The organism is Arcicella sp. GW821-FHT09D11 (assembly GCF_059416265.1).
In genome coordinates, this window is the sequence record NZ_JBWKOV010000003.1 from 201,299 (window position 1) to 226,430 (window position 25,132).

At 35.3% G+C, this 25,132-nt stretch carries 19 protein-coding genes; 4 read left to right on the plus strand and 15 right to left on the minus strand.

Annotated features, from left to right (window positions below):
* Position 1: 1 nt before the first annotated feature.
* Positions 2-481 (plus strand): NUDIX domain-containing protein, encoded by a 480-nt coding sequence (locus AC07N0_RS11050; protein WP_494589216.1) that lies wholly within the window; start codon positions 2-4, stop codon positions 479-481.
* A complete protein-coding gene (locus AC07N0_RS11055) occupies positions 481-1,134 on the plus strand; it encodes a phosphoribosylanthranilate isomerase (protein ID WP_494589217.1) in 654 nt (217 codons plus the stop codon). Before AC07N0_RS11050 ends, AC07N0_RS11055 begins: the two co-directional genes overlap by 1 nt.
* A gap of 34 nt (positions 1,135-1,168) precedes the next feature.
* On the opposite strand, the gene AC07N0_RS11060 is transcribed toward AC07N0_RS11055, so the two are convergent.
* The 9 genes from AC07N0_RS11060 to AC07N0_RS11100 all read right to left on the minus strand — a co-directional run bounded on the left by AC07N0_RS11060 (position 1,169) and on the right by AC07N0_RS11100 (position 14,063).
* Positions 1,169-2,920 (minus strand): SMP-30/gluconolactonase/LRE family protein, encoded by a 1,752-nt coding sequence (locus AC07N0_RS11060; RefSeq protein WP_494589218.1) that lies wholly within the window; start codon positions 2,918-2,920, stop codon positions 1,169-1,171.
* 119 nt (positions 2,921-3,039) lie between these two features.
* Positions 3,040-3,705 carry a carbonic anhydrase gene (locus AC07N0_RS11065; RefSeq protein WP_492799730.1) on the minus strand — a complete coding sequence of 222 codons (666 nt, stop codon included), beginning with the start codon at positions 3,703-3,705 and terminating at the stop codon, positions 3,040-3,042.
* A gap of 13 nt (positions 3,706-3,718) precedes the next feature.
* Positions 3,719-5,308 carry a SulP family inorganic anion transporter gene (locus AC07N0_RS11070; protein WP_492799731.1) on the minus strand — a complete coding sequence of 530 codons (1,590 nt, stop codon included), beginning with the start codon at positions 5,306-5,308 and terminating at the stop codon, positions 3,719-3,721.
* A 122-nt stretch (positions 5,309-5,430) separates the two neighbouring features.
* Complete coding sequence (locus AC07N0_RS11075) at positions 5,431-5,802, minus strand: hypothetical protein (RefSeq protein WP_494589219.1); 372 nt, start codon at positions 5,800-5,802, stop codon at positions 5,431-5,433.
* A 155-nt stretch (positions 5,803-5,957) separates the two neighbouring features.
* On the minus strand, positions 5,958-7,277 hold the full coding sequence (locus tag AC07N0_RS11080) for a hypothetical protein (RefSeq protein WP_494589220.1): 1,320 nt from the start codon (positions 7,275-7,277) through the stop codon (positions 5,958-5,960).
* An 83-nt stretch (positions 7,278-7,360) separates the two neighbouring features.
* On the minus strand, positions 7,361-8,947 hold the full coding sequence (locus AC07N0_RS11085) for a SulP family inorganic anion transporter (protein WP_492799734.1): 1,587 nt from the start codon (positions 8,945-8,947) through the stop codon (positions 7,361-7,363).
* 79 nt (positions 8,948-9,026) lie between these two features.
* On the minus strand, positions 9,027-10,895 hold the full coding sequence (locus AC07N0_RS11090) for a proton-conducting transporter transmembrane domain-containing protein (RefSeq protein ID WP_494589221.1): 1,869 nt from the start codon (positions 10,893-10,895) through the stop codon (positions 9,027-9,029).
* Between the two features lie 9 nt (positions 10,896-10,904).
* The gene (locus AC07N0_RS11095) at positions 10,905-13,406 is read right to left on the minus strand and encodes a YbcC family protein (RefSeq protein WP_494589222.1); all 2,502 of its coding nucleotides are present in this window, start codon (positions 13,404-13,406) and stop codon (positions 10,905-10,907) included.
* 306 nt (positions 13,407-13,712) lie between these two features.
* Positions 13,713-14,063: a hypothetical protein gene (locus tag AC07N0_RS11100; RefSeq protein ID WP_492799737.1), complete on the minus strand. Its 351-nt coding sequence runs from the start codon at positions 14,061-14,063 to the stop codon at positions 13,713-13,715.
* Positions 14,064-14,637: 574 nt separating this feature from the next.
* Between AC07N0_RS11100 and AC07N0_RS11105 the strand changes: the two genes are divergently transcribed.
* Entirely contained in the window at positions 14,638-15,654 is a 1,017-nt protein-coding gene (locus AC07N0_RS11105) for a GntR family transcriptional regulator (protein ID WP_494589223.1), read from the plus strand.
* 111 nt (positions 15,655-15,765) lie between these two features.
* Here the strand turns inward: AC07N0_RS11105 and AC07N0_RS11110 are convergent, their stop codons facing one another.
* The 3 genes from AC07N0_RS11110 to AC07N0_RS11120 all read right to left on the minus strand — a co-directional run bounded on the left by AC07N0_RS11110 (position 15,766) and on the right by AC07N0_RS11120 (position 21,207).
* On the minus strand, positions 15,766-19,539 hold the full coding sequence (locus AC07N0_RS11110) for a hydantoinase B/oxoprolinase family protein (RefSeq protein WP_494589224.1): 3,774 nt from the start codon (positions 19,537-19,539) through the stop codon (positions 15,766-15,768).
* A gap of 175 nt (positions 19,540-19,714) precedes the next feature.
* Positions 19,715-20,164: a GNAT family N-acetyltransferase gene (locus tag AC07N0_RS11115; protein ID WP_494589225.1), complete on the minus strand. Its 450-nt coding sequence runs from the start codon at positions 20,162-20,164 to the stop codon at positions 19,715-19,717.
* A 23-nt stretch (positions 20,165-20,187) separates the two neighbouring features.
* Positions 20,188-21,207: an RluA family pseudouridine synthase gene (locus AC07N0_RS11120; protein WP_494589226.1), complete on the minus strand. Its 1,020-nt coding sequence runs from the start codon at positions 21,205-21,207 to the stop codon at positions 20,188-20,190.
* A gap of 39 nt (positions 21,208-21,246) precedes the next feature.
* Between AC07N0_RS11120 and AC07N0_RS11125 the strand changes: the two genes are divergently transcribed.
* Positions 21,247-22,152, plus strand: a complete 906-nt coding sequence (locus tag AC07N0_RS11125; protein ID WP_494589227.1) for a 1-aminocyclopropane-1-carboxylate deaminase/D-cysteine desulfhydrase — start codon at positions 21,247-21,249, stop codon at positions 22,150-22,152.
* 91 nt (positions 22,153-22,243) lie between these two features.
* Here the strand turns inward: AC07N0_RS11125 and AC07N0_RS11130 are convergent, their stop codons facing one another.
* The 3 genes from AC07N0_RS11130 to AC07N0_RS11140 all read right to left on the minus strand — a co-directional run bounded on the left by AC07N0_RS11130 (position 22,244) and on the right by AC07N0_RS11140 (position 24,949).
* Positions 22,244-23,113: a bestrophin family protein gene (locus tag AC07N0_RS11130; RefSeq protein ID WP_492799743.1), complete on the minus strand. Its 870-nt coding sequence runs from the start codon at positions 23,111-23,113 to the stop codon at positions 22,244-22,246.
* A 117-nt stretch (positions 23,114-23,230) separates the two neighbouring features.
* A complete protein-coding gene (locus tag AC07N0_RS11135) occupies positions 23,231-24,106 on the minus strand; it encodes an Rpn family recombination-promoting nuclease/putative transposase (RefSeq protein ID WP_494589228.1) in 876 nt (291 codons plus the stop codon).
* Positions 24,107-24,169: 63 nt separating this feature from the next.
* Positions 24,170-24,949: an alpha/beta hydrolase gene (locus AC07N0_RS11140; protein ID WP_494589229.1), complete on the minus strand. Its 780-nt coding sequence runs from the start codon at positions 24,947-24,949 to the stop codon at positions 24,170-24,172.
* Positions 24,950-25,132 lie beyond the last annotated feature (183 nt).

Genomic DNA, 25,132 nt, shown 5'->3' on the forward strand with positions numbered 1-25,132 from the left:
CATGGAAGGTTTAAAAAGAGTAGCTGTAATTTGTGTGCTGAGAAATGGCGCTAACTTTTTATTGCTAAAACGATTCAATGAACCAAACAAAGATACTTACGTCCCCGTAGGTGGAAAAGTAGATGCTTTTGAAAACCCTTATGATGCAGCTATTCGTGAGGTCTGGGAAGAAGCAGGTATAAAAGTACCCGCAATGAGATTTTGCGGCACATTGGTGGAAACATCACCAGTAAAATATAATTGGATGAGCTTTATTTATGAGGCCGAAGTTGACTTCTTTGAGCCTTCTGTTTGCAATGAAGGTATTTTAGAGTGGCATAATTTTCAACACATTGATAGTTTCCCAACACCTAAAACTGACTTTTTTATTTACGATTACATCTTAAAAAAGAAACATTTTGCCTTTAATGCACTATACGACAGTGAAGTAAAATTGCTTTTTATGAATGAAGAAATTGAAAACAAAGTGGTTTTTGAATAATGGGCACAAAAATTAAAATATGTTGTATAAGTAGCCAACAAGAAGCACAAATAGCCATTGACGCAGGGGCAGATGTACTGGGTTTAGTAGCAAAAATGCCAAGTGGTCCTGGCACAATTGACGATGATTTAATTCAAAAAATTGCTACTATTATTCCTCCACACATTGATAGCTTCTTATTAACGCCCAAAACTGACCCTTACGAAATAATCGCACATCAACGGGCTACTGGTACGAATTGTATTCAATTAGTAGATGCAGTGGCTGTAGAAGCTTATCCGATTTTAAGAGCTAATCTGCCTAATATCAAGCTCATACAAGTAATACACGTAACAGGGGAAGAATCCCTGATTGAAGCTAACATGTATGAATCATTGGCTGATATAATTTTGCTAGATTCGGGCAATCCAAATTTAGCAGTTAAGGAATTGGGAGGAACTGGCAGAAAGCACGATTGGGATATTAGTAAACAAATTGTAGAGATGGTATCTATTCCTGTATTTTTAGCAGGTGGATTAAATCCAGAGAATATACGTGGAGCGATAGACTTTGTTAAGCCCTATGGAGTTGATATTTGCAGTGGCGTAAGGACTGATGGCAAACTTGATCCAGAAAAATTAGAAAGATTGATACAAGCTGTGAATCATTGCTAAACCTTACTCGCAATAATCCACGGCTTATAATATGTTATAATCTTGGCGGTGCTGGCTTGAATGGCTTTTCAAAAGCATTCGCACCACGTGTTTTTAGTTTTCTTCTATACACTTTATCGACACAGCTTACATATATCGTATCAAAGTTTGCTCCCCCAAAACAAATATTGGAAGGTTGACCAGTAGGTACTGGAATGATTGCATTCACTCTACCAGTTTGGTCAAGCACTTGAATCCCTGCACGAGTCGTCACATAAATTCTTCCTTGATTATCGGCTTTCAAACCATCCGCCCAAGCATTATTATCTGAATCTTTTACATGTAGCCAGCCATATTTTTGTTTGTAAGCTAATTTTCCATCTGCTTGAATCTGATAGACCCATAGCCAATGCGAAGTAGATTCTGTAACATATAATAGTGTTTGGTCTGGTGAAAGACAAAGTCCATTGGCATATTTCAAACCTTCATCCAATTCTAATTTTTCACCGTTCGGTCGTAGCAAGAATAATTTACTCGGTTTTTCAATGCCGTTGGGCGATGTAAAATAAATATTACCGTTTTTGGCAACAATAATATCATTCGCCGATTGGTCATCCACCAATACCGATTCTTTTCCTTGGGTATCATACACTAAAATTTGTTTAGTACCCCCTGCTACTACATAGCGTTTTCCATCGGCATCAAATGTTGTCCCGCTACCTCTTTTAGCATCTAGGTTCAAGGTTTGTAATTTCCCGTCTAAACCAATCTTATACGTTTTTGAATTAGGAATATCTTGATAAAATACCTCTCCTGCTGGATTAGACGCCGTACCTTCTGTAAAAGTATAGCCCTCTCCTACTAATTCCCAATTTTCGTTTTCTATTAAAATATCACTCAAAACTTGATTTTTTGAGTTGCCTTTGGAAACTGGCTTAGGATAATCTTTCCAAATCCAACGCATCGCCTCTGGGAAAATGGCTGTTCCTTGCTTACCATTATGTCCGCCTTCACCCCAAACATGATTTACTTCATAGCCTGAAAATGTCAGTGCCCTTTCAATCGTCTCATTGGCTTTCCACCAATCTCCACCATAAATATTAAGGTCATTAGCACCATCCTGCAAGAAAATTCTAATGGGCTTTGGTTCATGTTTACGAATTAAGGTAGCATACGAATCTCCTCCACGCAAGCCTACATAAGTTCCGATAGCACTAAATACTCTTGAAAAAGCATCTGGACGTTCCCAAGCGGCCGTGAAAGCACAAACTGCTCCACTGCTTGACCCTCCTATAGCTCTATCATTTCCACTTTTTGAAAGCCTAATCGCACGACCATCACTCGTCTTTTGTTTTTCAACAGCAGGCAAAAGTTCTTCTAATAAAAACCGTGCATAATTATCTCCTAAACCGTCATATTCATAACTTCTATTGAAACGGTCATTAGCCATTTCTGGGTTTTCAGCTTTTACTCTTCCATGCATTACAAATATGCCAATGGTGATAGGCATGGCTTTCTGATGAATTAAATTATCAAAAACGGTAGGTGCTTTCCATTGGATTCCATCTTGATTTACATATACACAAGCGGGTTTTTCAGGGCGATACTGGGCAGGCACATACACCCAATATTCTCTGAAGGTACCGGGGAAAATTTTAGAATCCTCGAAGGTAAACTTCAACACTTCTCCTTTCGGAACGCCTGTTTGTTCAATAGAAGCGGGGTCGTCTTGATAATTTTCTGCGGGCGTTTGGGCAAATGATTTTAGTTGGCAAAGGATTAGCCCAGCCAATAGTATTTTTTTCATAGTCAAGTTTTAGAATAAGTTGTAAATAGTGATCTGATTACTTAAGACACAAAAAAGCTTTCGGAATTTTCTTTTCCGAAAGCTAAGGTAACATAAGTATTTTATAATCCTGATTTAACCTAATGAATTGAACTATTGGTAATTAATTCATTGGTATGAAATTCATATTTGAAAATTGGGTCTACTTCCGAACCAGCCTCAATTTCTAAAACTTCTTTGATTAAACCAGTTTTCATATCAAAAACCCATCCGTGCAAATGTGGTAATTCAAAGTTTTTCCAAGCGCGTTGTACAATCGTTGTTTTGGCTAAGTTTTTCACTTGCTCTTCTACATTCAATTCTACCAAACGTCTGAATTTAGCATCTTCATCTTCAATAGCTTTAAGCTCGGTGTCATGTTTATAATAAACTTCTTTGATGTTTCTCAACCACTTGTTAATTAAACCTAAGTCACTTGGACCCATAGCAGCTTTTACGCCACCACAACCATAATGTCCGCAAACAATTACGTGTTTTACATGTAGTACTTCAACTGCATATTGCAATACCGAAAGTAAATTAATATCAGTATGTACTACCAGATTCGCTACATTTCTATGCACAAATACTTCTCCTGGTTGTGCATGCGTAATTTCTTCAGCGGGTACTCGACTATCAGCACAACCAATCCACAAAAACTTTGGTTGTTGGTCTTTAGAAAGTATGTTAAAATACTCTTCATCTAATTCTAAACGCTCTTTTGCCCATGCTTTATTGGCTAAAAGCAACTGCTTGTATTCTTTCATATTTTTAATATTTTTAATGTGATTCAATTTCTGCATGATATTGGTTAATATCACCTTGTATTTTTCGATTTACTTTTTTAAATACCATTTCTATACCCTTGCTCTTCGAGCTATTTTTAAAGGTATAAAGCAATGTAAAAATGTCATGGTCAATAAAATTAGCTCTTGAACCATCCACCAATACTTCATCTCCTTCTTTTAAACTCATTAAGGTTTGTTTAATTCTATGTTTATTCAAGAACGAAACATCTTTATTGAATTTGATTAATACATTATTGCCATCACGAATGACAGAAATAACTGATTGGAAGTTGGTAAATACTACAAACAATAGCCCTACGAATGTTCCGATAAAAATACCAAAAAGTAAATCTTTGAAAATAATGACAATAATGGTAATAGCAAAAGGGATATATTGGTCATAACCTTCTTTATAAACCCTTTTAAATACAAAAGGATTAGCCAATTTATACCCTACCATTAATAAGATGGCGGCTAAAGCTGACAAAGGAATCTTGTTCATGAAGGCAGGAATTAATACCACAGAAGCTAATAATAATATTCCATGAACTATTGATGACATCCTTGTTTTTGCACCAGCATATACGTTGGCCGAAGTTCTAACAACTACTGATGTAACAGGGAGTCCACCTAAAAATCCAGCGATGGTATTACCTACACCTTGAGCAATCAATTCTTTATCCGAAGACGAAATACGTTTTTGTGGGTCGATACTATCCCCTGCTTCCAAACTTAATAGCGATTCTAAACTAGCTACAATAGCCAATGTAAGCGCTACTGTATATATATGCGGATTCTTTAAAAATGAAAAGTCTGGTAATAATAATACATTTTTAAAATCTTGGAAATTTTTGAAGATAGGCATCGAAACCATGTGAGCAGGCGAATTTCCTAAAAAGTATTCTGGTTTAAAAACCGCATACATCTCATTAATCGTTACCCCTAAAGCTACAGCAGCCAAGGCTGATGGAAATACTTTGAAAAAAGTGATGTTTTTCTTGGAAGCATAGTCCCAGAGAATCAATAATGCCAAACAAGCAAGTGAAATAATGAGGGCTCCATCATTGAAATCGATGAAAGAACGAATCAATTCTGTGATTGTATTTTGGTGGTCAGCAACTTGTTCAAACTCAAATTCCCCTTCATAGTCTTGGTCGTCGCCCAAAGCATGTGGAATTTGTTTTAATATAATTACGATTCCTATCGCAACGAGCATTCCTTTGATAACACTCTCTGGAAAATAGGCACTGAACTTCCCAGCCTTTAAATATCCTAAGCCTATTTGAATAATTCCTGCTAAAATAACGGCTACAAGAAACCCTTGATAAGAGCCTAAATCTTTAATGGCTGTTGCCACAATTACGGTTAAGCCAGCGGCTGGCCCACTTACTGAAATTTCTGAACCTGATAAAACTGATACCACTATTCCTGCAACAATACCCGAGAGTAAACCTGAAAAAAGTGGTGCCCCCGAGGCTAGGGCAATTCCTAGGCAAAGAGGCAATGCTACTAGAAAGACAGAAATACCAGATTTCCAGTCAGTTGATAGCAACGACGATTGATAATATTTAAATTTTGACATAATTTTAACATAGTAGTTTTTAAAAAATCTGTTTTTCTTGGAGAGTCTTCCAAATAAGGTATAGCATTAAGTAATCCTAATCTATAGAATACATTCAATCTTATACCATCAAAAAAGAGATTTTATACTTGCGGAGGCTGGATTATCACATCATAGTGACCACGGAGCGTACGAGAAGAATATGCGGAGAAAAGTGTTAATGCTGAGGAATAGGCATCATCACTTAAAGTGATGTTATTCAAAAAGATGGAAAGAGACTCAACGACACAAATAACTTTATAATCATTAATGTCATCCGATTCAGGTACATCATCTGAAGCATCTGTATCTGCTTTCTTTTCGGTTTCGGCTTTATTTAGTAGGCTGACTACTTTTTCTTTTGGTAGAAAAAGCTTTAAATAATAAATTCCCCCTACATTTAATGCCACAAAATGCAAGGACAAAACCAAGCAAAAGGTCTGAAAGGCAATATGTAGTTTACTCTTGGTATCCATAGGGGGTTTAGTTTCAAAAACCAAAATTAAAACATTTTCGTTCTACGATTGATACAAATAGGATAAAAGATTAAAGTATTAAAACAAAATTGGGTTATCGAAGCCGATAACCCAATCCAATATTAAACCACATACAAACTAAAATATTGTAACACTTAATTAAAAAATACTTGATATTGCATAATAATACCGCCTTTTCTGTCAGTTGAATGATATTCACCTGCTGAATTACTTGTATAGACTGGGCGACTTTGATAAGCCAATGTTAGCTTAGAAGTATGGCCTGTAAACAACCAGTTGATACCCGCATCATAAAATACCATAGGGTCAGCTAATTTTTCATAATCAGAATACTGAACACTCACATAAGGCATCAAAGTACCTGCTTTGCCCAACATATTATTGGCCATTTTATAGCCTACTTGTCCATAAACGGTTTGCCCTGTTCCATACAATGGGGCATTATTTCCTGCACCATTCAACACACTAGCATTTGCATTACCCGTAGCTGGATTCAACGGACCGCTTTGGCGTATATAGTTTTTACCGAAATTATAGTCTGACAGTGCTAAATAAGCACTCAAAGCTGTTCCTTTTTCTTTGTTGATAGGCGCATCATAAAAAGCATCAACTGCTAACAATGTCATCGCCGTTTTCAACGTATCTCTGCCATTATCTGCTAAATGCCACATCGCATCTGGTTGATAGATAAATCCAGCACCAATATTGAAGATTTTTTTAGAACCATAATAAGTCCCTACTGTATAAGGATTCATGTTAGATTCTTTATCCCAAAATTGGTACTGAAAATATCCCTGGGTTTGAAATTTTGGTGGTGTTGTGGCAAAGTTTGAATTTTTTGTTAAAGCTGTAGCCGCATTAAACCCTGATGCTTTTTGAATTGCCATTGGGTCTGATAAAGCTACTCTATAGTCAAATGAACCTAGTTTTCCTTTAGCATAAATGCTTAGTTTGCGAAGAAACTGGTCGGTTACATCATTAGTTGCTTGTTGATACAGAGGGGCATCTACGCCTAATTGTCCTCCTACTGATGGTGCTGCAAAACGAGCTAACCCGCTCCATCCTGTCAAACCTCCACCCAGTGATAGTTTATTTTTTACTACTGCATATTCCCCAATCGCATCATGGATAAAGAAACCCTGCTTACGGTCTGATAACGCATTAAAGTTATTCTCACCTATTTGTAAATAGATATAAGTACGGTCGGTGATTTGTCCAAACAATTGTAATCTTAATCTACGAATACCAATATCAGTAGTCGAAGATTTATCAAAACCATTTGTTGTGGAACCAGGATTGTTTTCGTTATGACGAAGCCAAACTTGATTCAATAATGTCATTTTTAAAAACTGAGAACCATCTTGATTCAAATATAATTTTCCGTCTTTATAAGTCTGAGAAAAGCTTGTATAGGACAACACTAGTCCAGCCACTATAAAAAGTAATTTTTTCATGGTATTAGAATAATAAAAGATTGTTTTGAGATACTGAGCGACAAAATGTCACTCAGTATTAATTATAACAAAATATGTGAATATTAAGCTTTACGAGCGGCCAACCTATGACCAGAAACAGGCTTGTGATTATCAAGACCTACTATTTTAACAGTACCCCCTCTTTCTACATAATCATGCTCAAAGTGATGTAAGTTTTCCATCACAGAGTGATCTACCAATTTTGTGTTCTTTAAATCAATCGTTACATTAAAACCAGCAGGAATAGCATCTAATTTACTTTTAATTCCTAAATAGTTTGTAAAAACAGCAGATTTATCGATTTCTACTAAATATTCATCTCCTTCAAAAGATACCAAGGTCGGTGCTTTAAATAATGAACTAATTGGTAAACCATTCACTAAGTGAATAATGATTTTTAAAGCAATACCTGCTGCAATACCTACTAATAAATCTTCATATAAAGTAAAGAAAATAGTAATCAAGAAGATTGACAATTGCTCTTTACCAATTTTGAAAGTATGGATAAATTCTTTTGGATGAGCCAATTTAATACCTACAGTAATCAACATGGCTGCTAAAGCAGTGTTAGGAATAAGCTCAATTAAATGTGATGCTAACAAAACAAAACCTAAAATAAAGAATCCGTGGAAGAAGTTTGCCCAACGAGTTTTAGCGCCATTATTAACGTTTGAAGAACTACGAGCTACTTCAGAAATCATCGGTAAGCCTCCTAAAATTGCAGCTAAAGTATTACCAACACCTACAGCGATTAAATCTTTGTTAGTATCAGATTTACGACGATATGGGTCTAACATATCAATGGCTTTTACTGTAAGCAATGATTCTAACGTACCTACCAAAGCAAACATTACTACATATTTAATAAATAATCCTGTTTGAGAAATACCTGAAAAGTCTACATTGATTTTAATATTTTCCATCAAGTTACCAATGTGTACCAAAGCGTAAGCAGGTTCAGTAGTTTGGAAATCCATTGCTAATTCAGCAGGAATCGCAATAATAAGCACTACTAATGGAGCAGGAATTTTCTTGATAATAGGATTCTTAATAAATGGCCAGCCTAACATAATGGCTAAACAAACAACGCCAATCAAAGTAGCTTTAGGGTCAAGATGTGCAATAAATGTTGGGATTGAACCAATCAAAGCTAATGGCCCTTTTCCTTTTGTCAAAGCTGGTGCTACATCTAATAATACTGGTATTTGCTTAGCAATGATAATTAAACCAATAGCAGCAAGCATACCATGAATAGCCGAAAGTGGGAAAAAGTCAGCTAGTTTACCTAACTTAAATACCCCAAAAAGTATTTGGACAATACCTGCTACTACCATCGCACCCAATGCTAAATGCCAACCTGATTCGCCCCCTCCAAATTCATTTACTGCACCTGCTACGATTACGATTAAGCCAGCGGCTGGACCTTTAATTGTTAATCTAGAGCCCATTAATAAACTTACTACGATACCCCCAATGATAGCCGTAACCAAACCCATAATAGGAGGAAACTCTGAGGCTTTAGCAATCCCTAAACTCAAAGGAAGGGCTAGTAAAAATACAATAAAGCCAGAGACCGCATCGGTTGAAAAGTTCTCTTTTAATCCCGCTAACCCATCAAGAGGAGCAGTTAGTTTTGTTTTTGTTTCCATTTTGAAATAATATTTTAAAGAATTTTAGTGACGTGATTCAATGGTTAATTAATTATTGAGATTGAATTTGATTTCTTTTTTATGAAGACTTATAAGGTACTTCATGATACGTTTTAATATGTGGGCCGAGGAAAATTCTGGCATAAACTCTTATCACAGAAATACCCCCGATGATGAAACTTGACGAAATAAAAAATGCTAAGAAAATTTGATCTTCATGGATATGACTGAAAATTAAATCTTCACCAATAAAAGTTGACGTGATAGGAAAGCCAGTTAGCCCCAAGCAAGCCAACAAAAACATCATCGCAAATTTTGGATGTTCGTAAACGTGTCCGTAAAAACGATTTAAGTCGAGCGTTTTCTCGATAGATTTCAACTTACTTAAAGTGAAGTATCCAAAAGCACCCATTATGATAATGCCACTTAAATAAAATATGGCTTCTTCTAATTTAAAATGCTCGTTGAATGAAATGGCAAGGGTAATCCAGAAATGGTTCATGATGATTAATAGCCAACTCATCCTAGGACTTTTCCTTTCTGAGAAAGATTTCAAGACCATGATAAAACCAATTAGCGAAAACAAACCAGGCAAATATTCATGCAATTGTAGCGCAAGCTTTTCTTGGTTGTACAATAGCACCAATCCAACAACATAAGTAGGAATAAACAGCAACAATAGTTTATTGATTGTTAGGAAGTCTAACTTTCTACCTACATTTTTTAAGGGCTTCCAAACGATGTAATCCATGAATAAATCTAAATTCCATTCTTTCAAGCTCATCACATAAATAGAATATTCTACTTTTTTAGGGAAAGAATCTTCAATAGTATGTTGGCGTGGAATGAAATTATAAAACTGCTCACGAATCATATAACTCACTACTGATGGTGAAACAAGCAATTGGTATGTCCTTAAGAAGGCATTTCCTGCAAAGTGAAACAATGCCAAGCTTTCAAATCCTGCTGCTACTTCAATGAAAATCAGTCCAATTTGGGCGATGGAAGCGTAAGCAATCTGGCTTTTAACTGACGACTGTACTCTGGCAATTAATGACGCTATGATACTGGTTGTCAACCCTAACAGACCAATCAATATTCTAACAGAGATTTGGTGTTCCCAAAAAGGAAATGTTCTTAATAAAAGGAATACACCCAAATGCACCGATAGTGAACCATAGAAAATAGCACTTGAAGGCGTTGGACCTTCCATTGCTCTTGGCAACCATGATGAAAAAGGCAGTTGAGCAGACTTAACGGCTGCGGCTACCAAAATCATTAATGAAATAAATACGCCCGTGAAACTATGACTTAGTATATGCTCGTGTACTAATTCATAATTGCTCAATTTCAAGAAAGTAATGTTTTCATGCCACAAATGGTGACTTGCCCACATGGCAAGTATCAATCCGATATCACCAATTCTATACACTGAAAACACTTTGATGGCATTTTTAACGGGCAAATACCTGTTTCTATAAAAGGCAATTAATAAGAATGATGATATTCCTAATATTTCCCATCCTATAAATAGGGTTTCAAAATTTCCAGAGAGAATCGCTACATTATAACCTACATAGAAAAACAGAATAGTATTAAAAAAACGTTTATACCCTTCTTCTCTATGAAGATAATATCGACTGTATATCGTCACCAGAAAAGTTAAAAATGCACCTACCAATAAATACACTACCGTAATCTCGTCGAAACAAAAATCAATTAGAAACTCATAATCTTTCGATTTAAACAATACAATCTCTTTTAAATTAAGCGTCTCATGACCATGAAATAGCCAAAAAACCGAAAATATAATAAAGCTAATTAAGTGCAATCCCACCGTTAAAAAAGCCACTCGCGAGAGAATTCCTTCTTTTTTTGCAGGTATTAATAAACTTATAATAAAACCTATAACTGGTATAAGAATAAAAATTTGAAGTATCGAAGTCATCTTGTATTCTTATTTTATTAAATAAACTGGAAAATTATCTTGGTGCGATTCTATCAATGGTTCAATCTCGGTAACGGAATCAATTTTTTTATTAACAGCCTGATAAGGAACAAAATGCCCGTTATGAAATCTGAACATTTCATTGGTTTCAGGGTTTACTACCACTAGATGTACCCATTCATTATTGAACCACTCATAAGTTTCAGGCAATATTTTGATAGTATCCAAAACAACTTGAGGAAAATGTTCAACAATGAATAACATTCTAATTGGGTCGTGTACTTCAATCATTTGACTTGGCAACCCTGGTCTTAAATCTCCATCGATGCCATTGGCTACTCCAAAAAGACCCATCACATTGTGTGGTAGTTTTGAACCTGCCCCTAGTTTCTGATTATCGACTCTTGAAAAATAGTATTCCAAGTTAATTCCTCCACAAACTGGTGCTGCCGCTTTCAAGATATTGAATAGGAACTTTCCTTCTAAATCAACCTGATAATTGTATGAATTCATAAAGGCCCGTCTATCCAAGAATAATTCTTTCGATAATTCTCTTCGTCCTACAATACACACAGCGTTAGTAGCATGATTTAGCTCTGGTCGTGGCTCGAAAAGCGAAACCGACCTTGTGCGTATTTTTTCATGAATTTCTCCAGCCGTTAGTTTAGTATCGATTGATTCAAATCTTCTAGAACGTTCTTTAGCATTGAAATCAAGGGCTTTTACAAAAAACGTTTCATTTTTTGTATGACCTTCTTTATTTTTTTCTGAAAGCTCATTTTCATCGAAAAATAGAATCTCATCACGCGTAGTATCATGCAAAGCTCCTACAAACTGCGTTGTATCTGGAATATCGATTCCTTTGATAGCCAATATTGCTCTTACTTCTTGATGATTCAACATAAAGCTAGCGACTCTGGCATTTACAGAACCAGGTCTGCCACAACAAGCACCACAATCATAACCAGCATAATGAGTATTGTTTACACTGCTTGCTCCATGCCCTACGATATATACGACAGGTGCAAAATCTTTAACTAATCCAATGCTCTTCAACAAACCTTCCATACGTTGGGCCATCTCAGCCACAGTAAAACCTACTTGAAGTTCATCTTTCCGTGGATGGGTGTGGTCATGCTTATGTTCAATCGTTAGGCTCGATTCTTTATCCATGTGTTTGAATGAAGAAACAGCAGCGGCACTGGTGGTAGGTCTGAATATATTCAAAAACAAACGCATAGCAGACCAGAAACCAAGTGTTTGGGAAATTAACCAGCCACTAAATAACGAATGCGTATGTTTTGTAAAATGTGCATCCTTCGCCTGCTTGCTTTTTGAACCTACTTCTTTAATCAAGAATTTGGGCGTAACAGGTGCGGGACATTGTTTGGTATAAGAATTAGCGTGTTCTGGTTGATAGTAAAACTCAACGCCAAAAAAGCCTGGTGTACCAAATGTTTCACAACTACTATCAAGTTTTTCAAGATAACGACGAATAGAACACTCGCGGTCGTCAATACAAAATATTGCTTGAAAGGTTTTTTGCTCAATGATTCTTTTATCTCCTTTTTCGAGTTGGATACCTGCTAATACTTGATCGTAGTAAGTCCACTCAAAAGCATCTTGCCAAATTGAAAGGACTTGATTCAATTCACTCTCAGGTACTTCTGCAAAAATGTCTTTCGTTTTTTCTTTAGCAGCACTACCAAGAGGAACCCAGTTTTGTCCAAATTTAAAATCAAGGGCATCTATCTCTAATAATAATTCAAAAACGATTAAATCATGTGTTGAGATTTTCTTGAGGTCAAGTAATGTCTGTGGCATATCTTCCACTACAGAAACCATTCCCGACCAGCCTTGGTGTGCAAATTGCTGATCAAAAAGATATTGCTTATACAGCGATGAGTCACCTACAATAATCTTCAGTAAGTCTTCAATTTTGCAATTACCCTTTAATAATATATTTTTTGCTCGCTCAGTTTTAAAAAAACTCGTAAAGGTATTTCGCTCCATTTCTCTGATGGAAGCTAAAAACCCTTTATGAATATTAGGGAAACTCCAGATTGAAATCCCTTGGTCAAGAAAACTACAAAGGATTCTGAATAAAATTGGATGAACCAACAAATCCATATCAATATGGTGTACTAATTTCCAGTTTGCTCTTAAAGCACCAATGCGTGGAGTTAAGGTTGTATCATACGTTTTTTGAAGAACTTTCTCTTTCCAATCAAGCAAAAACTCTTCCCCCATTCTTTCAACAATAACTTTTTCAAGAATTGGCAAACTAATTCTATTAGATTGATACAATGCTCTGAATTCGTCTAAACCCAAGAACACGTTATATCCAAATATTTTGGATGCCTTTCTCAAGGCTTTATAAAATTTCAGCTGTTGGAACGCATGAAGTGTGTTATGATGAACAAAGTCTTTCAACGGAGCTTGTGCAGGTAAATAGTGCTTTAGCTCATGAAGAACCTCGTGCTCATCAAAAGATGAATCGTGTGCTTTCATACAAATACTTTAAGATTTAATTAAAACTTGTAATAACTCGTATAAGCATATTTCTTTATTGGCTAGAAAGTAAACCTTTAAGCACAAAATATAAGCAACTCAAATTCCAACATCTTTGATTAGTGGTTATAGCAATCAAGATTAAAATCAAGTTTAAATACAAGCATGACACAACATTATCGGAATAATCGAATAAGCTGAGCAAACTTTAAAGAAAATGGTAATGAAAAATGGCCAGATGATTTACAAAGCGATGATGTAAACAAACGGAAAGGCATCAGTATGATGCTTCTGGCAAAAAAGAGATCAAATACGGAAATTGAGATATAACGCAAAAAGCGGAAAGCAAGAATGAATTTTAGATTTAAAAATCCAAGAAGTAAGGTATGTTTGCTTTAAAACAAATAGTTTAAACGTAAAAAACTCGCTAAAAGTGAAGGCAATTTTTGATAAATCGAATTCTTTGGTGTCTTCAGAACTTTCTTCACTTTCATTAATTTCAGTATCACATAGTTGTGTTCTAGAAGTGTCATGAGCTGATTTTAAAAGATGCCTTTTCATGAAGTGATTGTGCATAGCATCTTCTGAATTCATTGGCGAAGCAATGAATTTGAAGCTAACTAGCAACAATAACAAAAGGATTTTTAAAAACTTCATATCAAAACGCTGTTAGTATGTGGACTGGTATTTCTGATATTGATGCCAATTTATATTATTCATATTAATTAACATCAAAAAAAAGGATATTATTTTAATATTAATTAATAATTCATTATAAAATGAAATTTTATATCCAAAAAACAATATTAACGCTAAAGCACAAAAAAAAACTACTTGAAAACAAGTAGTTTAGAAGTTAAATATTCAGAGATAGGAGGCATCTTTAAGCAAGTTTGTTTAGAAGACAATTGCCTGCGGAGACAAAGTTATGTCTCCGACAGACACTGTACACCATTAACCATTTTTATAAACAAAACTTGTAATTCAATCATCACTAAAAGCAGTAATGAAACATTTATATCTTGAAGCTCGTTTTAATGTTTAAATCTACATTAAAACAATGCTATACTATGCTAGTTAATTCCACTACAAATTTAAAAAAAAAATTATCGATTCAAAATTTTTTAACCATAATTTGAGTTAAAACAGGAAAAAGACAATAGTTTATTAATACACCAAAAAAATATTATTAATTTGCCTTAATTACCTCAAATAGAAAGAAATAGATTCAATGAAAAACAGCATTCAAATTGATGCCCACTCTAGCAAGCCTAAATTTCAACAGCTAATTGAATACATTATCAACGGAATTGAAGAAGGTGAGTTAGTGAGAGGTCAGCAACTACCATCTATCAATGAAGTATCGCACAATTTTGGCATGGCCAGAATGACGGTTGCCAAAGCTTATGATGACCTTCGAGAAAAAGGAATTATTACATCGCACCACGGTAAAGGATTTTATGTTTCAAATACTGACACAAGGAGTCAGCTAAATATTTTTGTGCTTTTTGATGCCCTTACACCTTACAAGGAGATTTTGTACGATAGCTTGGTAGCAGAATTAGGAGAAAATGTAACGATTAATATTTTCTTTCATCATCACAACTTAAAGGTTTTTGAAAATACTATCCTCAACCATTTGGGTTCCTACAATTTCTATATTGTGATGCCACATTTTAATCAAGATGTGACGAACGTACTTCAAAAAATACCTAAAGAAAAACTATTAATATTGGATATTGATGTGCCAAGTTTTGGGACAGATTATGCCATCTTGTATCAAGATTTCAAGAATAATACCTATGCAGGTTTAAATGAAGCCAAAGAACTAATCAAAAAGTATCAAACCTTTTCATTGGTGCTTAGTAGCAAAAGTTTTCAATATACGCCTGTTGGCATTATTCAAGGTTTTGAGCGATTCTGTCATGAAAACAACATTTCTTATGAAATTATTTCTGATTTAGAAGAGGAAGAACACCTTCAAAAAGACCATGCATATCTGGTTTTCAGAGAAAATGATTTGGTTCGCTTCATCAATTGGTCGAATAAAAAAGGCTGGAAACTTGGTAGTGATATTGGACTGATGTCTTATGATGATACGCCCATCAAAGAAATTCTGGCAGAAGGTGTATCGGTCATTTCAAACGATTTTGCCTTGATGGGAAAAAGAGCTGCTCAAATGATTATCTCGCGAGAAAAAGGCAGGTTTGTGAATAAAGGATATTTTATTAAACGTAAATCATTGTAATGTAGTGATTGGTGATTAGTAATTGGTGATTAGTTGTGCTTGCCTAAAATAGGTTGACAAAAAAATCAACATACCCAATTACTAATCATGTTATTTCAAGTCATAATTTAATTATGTTGTTCCGAAACCTCCACCACCTGGTGTCCAAATGGTTAGTTTATCTCCTGCGTGTGCTGTAATTTCATTATCTGCCGTAACAGTTCCATCAGTTCTAGTTAATAAATGTTTACCTGATGCTCCTGTATTTCCGCCATTTAATCCAAAAGGCTGAGTACTGAGGTGCTGACGCAGTAGAGAAACTTCAACATCTTCTAAAAAAGTAACTTCTCGTATAATACCATTACCCCCTTTGTATTTTCCTTTCCCTCCTGAATTCTCACGAATTTCAAAGCGATTGAGATAAACAGGGTATCGTAATTCCATGATTTCAGCATCGGTAATCCTTGTGTTGGTCATGTGCGTATGTACACCAGAGGTACCATCAAAACCATCTCCTGCCCCACTTCCTCCGCAGATGGTTTCATAATATCCAAAGGTTTTATTGCCGAACAAGAAGTTATTCATCGTTCCTTGTGAACAAGCTACAATGCCAAATGCTTTGAGTAAAGTATCCGTAAGCCTTTGACTTAATTCTACATTCCCTCCTACTACGGCTGGACAATCTTTGGGATTGTCGGGATAATCAGGATTTAAGATTGACTTTTCGGGAATTATTAATGTAACTGCCTTCAAAATGCCATCATTCAAAGGTATTTTTTCGTTCAATAATAACCTTAACACATAAATGACTACAGAATTTACGATGGCAATATTAGCATTCAAGTTACCAGAGTCTGTTTTGGCACTTCCTGTAAAATCAATTGTACAGCTATTTTCTTGAATATTTACCTGTACTTTTAAAGGTTCGTGGTTATCCAAAAATTCCTCTGCTTGATAAATTCCTTGTCCAAATTGTTGCAGTTTTTCACGCATCCTACTTTCTGAATACGTTTTCAAACGGTTCATATAAAAATGAACTTTAGATAAACTATGTTCCTGAACCAAAGCCTGTAAAGCTTCTTCTCCGTTTCGATTGGCAGCCAAAGCAGCATTTAAATCTGCTAAATTTTCTTCGATGGCTCGTGTAGGATACTCGCCTGATAAAAGCAATTCTTTGATACTATCCCAACGCATTTCTCCATTTTTTACCAAATATATCGGTGGAATTACTACGCCCTCTTCTGCTAAATTTTTAGAATAAGGAGGCATTGAAGCGGGACGCACACCACCAACTTCGGAATGATGACAACGATTAACCACATAGCCAATCAATTGATTATCAAAAGAATATACCGAAGATATCAATGTAATGTCAGGTAAATGTGAACCTCCAAATTTTGGATGGTTTGTCACTACTACGTCGCCTTTATCGATGTTGATATACTTTAAAACACTTCTTACGCATACACCCAAGCTTCCTAAATGTACAGGAATGTGGGGAGCATTAGCTATCAATTCACCTTCTGCATCTAGCAATGCACAAGAGAAATCTAGTCTTTCTTTGACATTGACAGAGAGGGCGGTTCTTTGAAGTAACAAGCCCATATTCTCGGCAATCGTCATAAAACGATTGGTAAAAAGCTCTAGCTGTGTCTCTTGATTCTCTATTTCATTTTCAACAACTTCTATTGCCTCTTTTTGAATAATAGCCGTTCCATGATTGTCAATTTTCAGTGTCCATCCTTGTTCAATGACAGTCGTGCTAAAGGGGTCGAGTAATAAAGCAAAGCCTTTAATGATGGCTCCGTTGTCTAACTGATTTCTAAAATAAACAGGTACATTTTGCCATTGTTTATTAAAAAATGCTTCTACTGAATGATTTGCCTGTGGGAAATATTCTTCAAATGTTGCTGTTTCTTCCAATAGTTCTTCCTCAGAAAACTCATAAGCATTCACCCTGATACTTTCTAGCTCAATGGCTCTATTATCAATCCAATGTCCAAAGATGGCTGTATATTTAGCCTTAAAAGTGGCTAAAATAGCATCGAAATTTTGCCACGCTATTTCTATTGTTGAGTCTTGACCTTTAAAACGCAAATACAAAGCATGACTTTTAAAACGAATTGTTGAAGCTTCTACGCCATCATTTTTCAAAGTAGCAACTACCTCATCCTCAGCCTGTTTAAACAATTCAGTCAGGTTGTCATTTAATTTTTCGTTAAAAATCTCTAAAATAGACCTTTCCGAAAACCTTTCTACTTGTGCTTTATCAATGCCAAAAGCGGAAAGCAAACCTGCATCTTTTGGTAAAAGAATAGTGCTAATATTCAATAAATTAGCAATACCACAGGCATGTAAACCACCTGCCCCACCAAAGGCTACTAGGGCATAATCATGGATGGAATATCCTTTGGCAATGGATATTTTACGAACAGTATCTGCCATTTTTTCATTGGCAATGGCTCTAAATCCTTCTAAAATTTCTTCTTTTTCGGGTTGTACACCCGTTTTTTCAGCAATTTTAGCCCATAATTCTTGTAATTTTTCAGCCGCTTTTTCAGGGAAAACGGGAATGCTAAATTGTTGAATATCTAATCGACCTAGCAGTAAATTTACGTCTGTAATCGTGAGTTCACCCCCAGCTCCATAACATGCTGGCCCTGGCATAGAACCTGCACTTTCTGGTCCTACACTTAATTTAAAGCCATCAAAAGAACAAATTGACCCTCCACCAGCGGCAACTGTTTCAATGGCTAACGACGGACTGAATATTTGTCCATTGCCAATTTTTTGTGAGAATTGATAATCGAAATTGCCATCATAACGAGCTACATCTGTACTGGTTCCGCCCATGTCAAAAGTGACAATTTTCTCAAATCCCGATACTTTTGCAATATATGCTGCCCCCACTACGCCACCAGCAGGACCAGAAAGTAAACTATCTTTGGGATGGAAATGATGTGCATTTACTAAGCTCCCAGCACTGGTCATTACCTTGAAATGCTTATCAGGAATCTGCGCGCTAATATTATTGATATAGGTATTGATAATGGGAGAAAGATAAGCGTTGACAACTGTAGTTTCTGCTCTGTTCAAAAACTTGATTTGCTTGCTTAGTTCTGTAGAGATATTTACATATTTAAAGTATTTCAAAAATACTTCTTTTAATTGCTTTTCATGAATATTATTGCGGTAAGCATTTTTCAAACATACTGCAATTGCCAAGATACCTTCATTTTTAAGTCGTTTAGCTTGTTCTTCCAGCGTAGAAACATTTAGCGATTCAAGGATATTCCCATCTTTATCAATCTGTTCATTTATTTCGATTACTTCACTATAAAGTGGCGCAAGACGAACAATATTCAACGCAAAAATATCTGGACGAGATTGATTGCCAATCACTAATAAATCTTTAAATCCTTTTGTTACAAAAAAAGCCGTCTTCGCTCCTTTCATTTCCAATAAAGCATTCGTTCCTTTGGTTGAACCTATCCTAATTTGAATAGGCGGGAATGCTTCTCTCAAGCCTGTTTGTGTTATCAACCTTGCTCCTAGTACAGGGGCTTCTTCAAAGGCTGTTAAAGCAAAACTCAATACTTGACTATCCAATAATTCGGGTAATGGTTGATTGATAGTCAATGTATTACTTTCAATATCAAAACTCACCACTTGAGCTTGAAAGCTATGATTGAATAAACTAAAAGTATATCCTACTAGAATATCTCTTTTTAAAAACCAAGAAGATTTTACTTTGAATGTCTGTAGATTGATTTGTTCAATAATTTCACCACGAAGCGAACTATTAGAAAGGATTTTATAGCGGTATTGATTTCCATCATTATCAGATGCTACACAATCGGTGAAAGTTCCACCAGTATCTATTGAAATGTTGAAGGTTTTTTGCACTTGTTTTAGAGATAAAAGACACAAGATTTAAGACTCAAGACTTTGGGAAAAAGATTTTAAGAAGTAAGATTAACGGCTTAAAGAAACAATAAGCTAAAAGACAAAATGTATGGAAACTGATTAGATAAATTACATCTTGTGTCTAGCGTCTTGTGTCTTAAGTCTTACTTCTATTTTAAAAATCCAAATGAACATTAATCCATTCGCCGTCCATTTTTGTTCCAAATTTCTTGTAGAAATTAATGGCAGGTTCGTTCCAATCTAATACCTGCCACATTACGCCCGTACAGGCATCGTCTTTACCCTGTTGGATAGTAGCTTCTAATAATTTTTCGCCTAAACCCTTCCCTCTCATTTTTTCAGAAACAATCAAATCTTCCAAATACAATCGTTTACCCTTCCAAGTAGAATATCGATAATAATACAAAGCTAGACCAACTACTTCGCCTTCCACTTCCGCTACAATAGACCCGAAGATAGGGTTTTGACCAAAACCATCAAGGTACATCTGCTCAACGGTATTCGTTACTTGCTCTGGGGCTTTTTCATACAGCGCTAACTCCTTGATTAGCTCAAACATCACTGGTACATCTTCACGAATACCTTTTCTGATAATGACTGACATTGGAAATTGGTTAGATTAATTGTTTATTCATTATTTACATAAGTCTCCCATTTCTGGATTACTTGTTGCATTTCTTCTGGTAATTCTGTATCAAATTGTAAAAATTCGCCCGTTTTTGGATGAATAAATCCTAGCGATTTTGCATGTAATGCTTGTCTAGGACACATTTTAAAACAATTCGCTACAAACTGTTCGTACTTAGAGAATACCGTTCCTCTCAATACCCTGTCGCCACCATAAGTAGCATCGTTAAACAATGGATGCCCGATATGCTTGAAATGTACCCGAATTTGATGCGTTCTTCCAGTTTCTAAATTACATTGAACTACTGATACATACCGTAATTTCTTCAATACTTTATAATGTGTAGTAGCATCTTTTCCCATTGAACCATCCGAGAAAACAGCCATTACTTTACGGTCTTTTAAGCTCCTACCCACATGCCCCGTAATTGTTCCTTCATCTGCTTTAGGCTCACCCCATATTAAGGCATTATAAGTACGCTCGATACTATGGTCGTAAAACTGTTTTGCCAGATGCGTCATTGCTGTATCTGTTTTGGCGATTACCAATAAACCAGAGGTATCTTTATCAATACGATGTACCAATCCTGGGCGGATTTCACCATTACGATGGGTAGGTAAATTTTGGAAATGGTAAATTAAGGCATTAACTAAAGTCCCCTCCCAGTTGCCATGTGCAGGATGCACAACCATGCCTGCTGGTTTGTTTACGACTAATAACTCATCATCTTCATAAACAATATCCAAAGGAATATTTTGTGGGATAATTTCTGTATTCCGAGGTGGTTCTGGTAATAAAACCGTGATAACATCTAAAGGCTTTACTTTATAATTGGCTTTTACTACAGCATCGTTTACTCTTACCGCAGCAGTCTCGATAGCATCTTGTATTTTATTGCGAGAAGCATTCTGTAATCGGGACATAAGGTACTTATCAATCCTTAATATACTTTGTCCTTTGTCAACCTCAAATCGGTGGTGCTGATATAATTCTTCTTCTTCGTCTTCTATTTCTTGCATATATTTGGCATTAAAAACCAAATTTAAACAAATACCGCCATGTTTCAATTACCCGCGTCTCCTTTAGCGTTAATAAAGGATCCTATACTTGACTCATTTAAGGTAAAACTTTATTTAAAAAGAGACGATTTAATTCATCCAGAAGTAACGGGAAATAAGTGGAGGAAACTAAAATTTAATTTAATTGAGGCCAAATTACAAGGATTTGATCAGCTATTAACCTTTGGCGGAGCCTATTCAAACCATATCTACGCAACAGCCGCCGCTGGTAAAGAGTTTGGGTTTAAAACAGTAGGCATTATTCGTGGAGACGAACTTACACCTGATTCAAATGCTACGCTAAGGTTTGCTCATGATTGTGGTATGGAATTAATTTTTGTTACCCGACTCGACTATAATTTTAGGAATAGGTTAACGCGACAGTATGGAGAGAAGTTTTATGTTTTGCCAGAAGGTGGCACAAATGATTTGGCGATAAAGGGCGTCAATGAGATGGTTGATGAAATTTATGAAATACTTAACCCCGACTATATTTGTAGTGCAGTAGGCACAGGTGGTACAATAGCAGGCATCGTCAGTGGATTAAGAGAAAATACTAAAGCGATAGGCTTTGCTTCGCTAAAAGGTAAGGGTTTATTGAAAGGGCAGATTGAAAAGCTTTTGCCTTTTGAAAAAGAGTTTGAATTAAATGAACAATATCATTTTGACGGCTATGCCAAAACTACTCCTGAGTTGATTAGTTTCATCAAAGGTTTTGAAGAAAGGAATCCTAATATCATGCTTGAACAAGTGTATACTGGCAAGATGATGTTTGGTATCTATGATTTAATTCAGAAAGGATACTTTCCTGAAAATGCTAATATCGTTGCTGTACACACAGGAGGTTTACAAGGACGTTGCGATGATTTAAAAGAAACAGTTATTAATCAAGCGAGCATAGTTTAAAACTAATTCTTACTATTAGCTGGCGACTTAAGTCGCCAGCTAATAGTAATCCCTAGCGAGGTACTTAAGTACCTTGCTAGGGATTACTAGGCTAATTTAATATCTCGCCAACATGTTTTTGGATATTCTTAGACATCGTCGTTAATGGCAAATCGTTATCATCTACCCCAAAAGGATTTTCAATTTCTTCTGCAATCAATTCTAAACTAGCCAATACATAAAACACAAAAACAACGATTGGCACGGCAATATAACCCAAGCTAAAGACATAGCCAAAAGGCAACGACATAACATAAAAAAATATAAATTTCTTGATAAAAACTGAATAGGAGAACGGAATCGGCGTACTCTTGATACGCTCGCAAGCACCACAAATATCAGTGAATGTGCGAAATTCTTCGTTCAAAAATAATAGTTGCGTACCACTTATTACTTTTTGATGATAGAGGTCGTTTATTCGGACAAACATCAATTTAGCAATATGGTTGGGTTTATGTAAATCGTGATGGAGAGATATTTTAGAAGTAAATACTTCACTATCTTTCTGGTGACCTCTGAGGTGTCTTTTTAAAGCAAAAGCATATTCTACGATATGCTCTTTGAAGAATGTTTTGTTCGCAATATCATCCGCAGGTAAAACAGCATTGATTTTCATAGCTAGATTTCGGGAGGTATTCGTTAAGTTTCCCCACATTCTTCTTCCTTCCCACCAGCGTTCATAAGCAGTATTCGTTCTGAAAACTAATAAAAGAGAGATTACAAAGCCTAGCATTCCATGCAGAATGGTGATATTTTTGATATGGCTATTTTCACTTAATTTAAATACTTCTATTTCTAAAAAAGCAATGAGCGCCACATAAATAGACAAACTAATCATCATAGGTGTTAGCTGACGTACCGTATCGCTTTTGTGGATTCTAAAAATGAATGTAAACCATTCTTTGGGATTATAATTAATCATGTTTGCTGTGATAGGTTTGGTGGATGAAGTAACAAAGACTTATTGGCAAATATACAAAAAGACCTCTGCTTATGATACAGAGGTCTTTTGTAAACATATATTATTTTACCAGAGTAATTATTTGCCCTCTAAAAGCTTTTTTTGAATATTAGTTACAAATTCAACAGAAACTTCTGCTATGTCAGCTATTTGATTAATTGTATGATTGGTTTTTGTTAATAGACTTTCTACAAAAAAAGTTGTTTTTCTTTTTTCGGCTTCAATTATCTTCTTATTTTCATTTTTTACAGCTTCAGCATTTCTAGCAATTAACATTTCAAATGAAGCCTTTTCGTCTGGACTCATTTTACGACTATCCAATTCATCAATAGCAACTTTTAACCACTCCTCATCCCAAAACTCAGGAAATTGAGTGGATTTCGTAACAGTATGGAGCGTTTTCATCGTATAAATCATTTTTTTTAAATCAGTTTGACAATCAGACTCTTGCAGAACAAATTTATCTAATTCTACTGTAACAAACATCATTTGTTCATCAAAAAGTTCTCCATTTTCATTTCTTAAGTTAGCAATCGTATGATAATCAGAAAATGGGAGAATATTGTTCGCTAAAATAGCGACACAGTATATTCTAGGAAGTGTTCCATAATCATATTTACCTTTTTTTACCATTGAATTAAACTTGTGTAGTGCATAGAATTTCATTCGTTGTACAAAATAAGGTGCATCTCCATATTGCATTTCAACAATAAAATGATTTCCACTTTCATCAGTACAAGCTAAATCAAAAATACCGCTTCTACCATCTTGAGTAATGCCTTCAAAAGTATTTTTATCAAATTTAACTTCAATGATAGGTGAGTTAGATTTTATAAGTGCTTGTAGTGCTTTTCTTAGAAACAAAGTATTGGCTTCATTTCCAAAAGTAGCCTTAAATCCATAATCTGATATTATAGGGATAAATATTTGATTTTCTGTGTATAACGATTCCATAAATTTCAAGGTTAATCTTATATCTATAGAAAACATATAAGAGTATTAATCATAATTATTAAATCACTCTAAAAACTTCAAAATATAATCATTAATTTCTTTTCGTTGTGCTGTATTTGCATTGTTGTCCATATCATTATGTATGGTATTTTTCAGTTTGATAATGGTAATACCATATTTTATCTGCTCTTCGGGTGTGGGTAAAACGCCTTCGTCTGCCACTTGGTCGCTTGAACGAAGCGTGTATAATCTGGGTTGGTTTACCTTAGGGAAAGACATTCTTCTATTATCCAGAGAAATTACTTTTTCTACCAAATTTGGATATTTGTGTGCAAACAGTATTGACATATCTCCGCCATTTGAATGCCCGATAAGTATTACGTGCTTGAAATCTAAGGTTGGATTAGTCTTTTTTAATTCATTGATTACAAAACGGATATTTTCAGCCCCTCTTTCCCAAAAGGGTCTTCTCACAATTTGTGGAACTCCACTAGTTGGAATCAATTCATCAGTGGGTAATTCATGTTGAATACTGGCAACAAAATAGCCTTCGGAAGCTAACTTTTCAGTGATATAGGAATATGCTTTATTAGAACCTCCTCTATTTTGGTAATAACCATGACTAAAGATTACGACTTTGGAGTGCTTGATTTTTTTATCTGATTTAGGCATATACAAAGCCACTGATACTGAACGCTTTCTGGAAACATCGAATAAATTGAGGCTATCTTCTACAACGTTAAACGTAGGTTTTAAAGTCGAAGAAGACTTTGAGATTTTATTACTTGAACAACTTGACAATAGGAGGAAAAAAAATAGGTAGCTGTATAATTTTGTGGACATGAGTTTGAGTAAAATTTGATAAACGTGCCTAACAAAGATACAAAAGCACTGTTGTTTTCTAAGAAAGAAACTATTTTGGCAATAAATTATTTTTCACTTCTTCCAGATTTCTAGCAACTAAAAAACAAAAGCGGTTGCCTCCTCAGAAACAACCGCTTTGATTTATTTTTATCTTTATTCCTA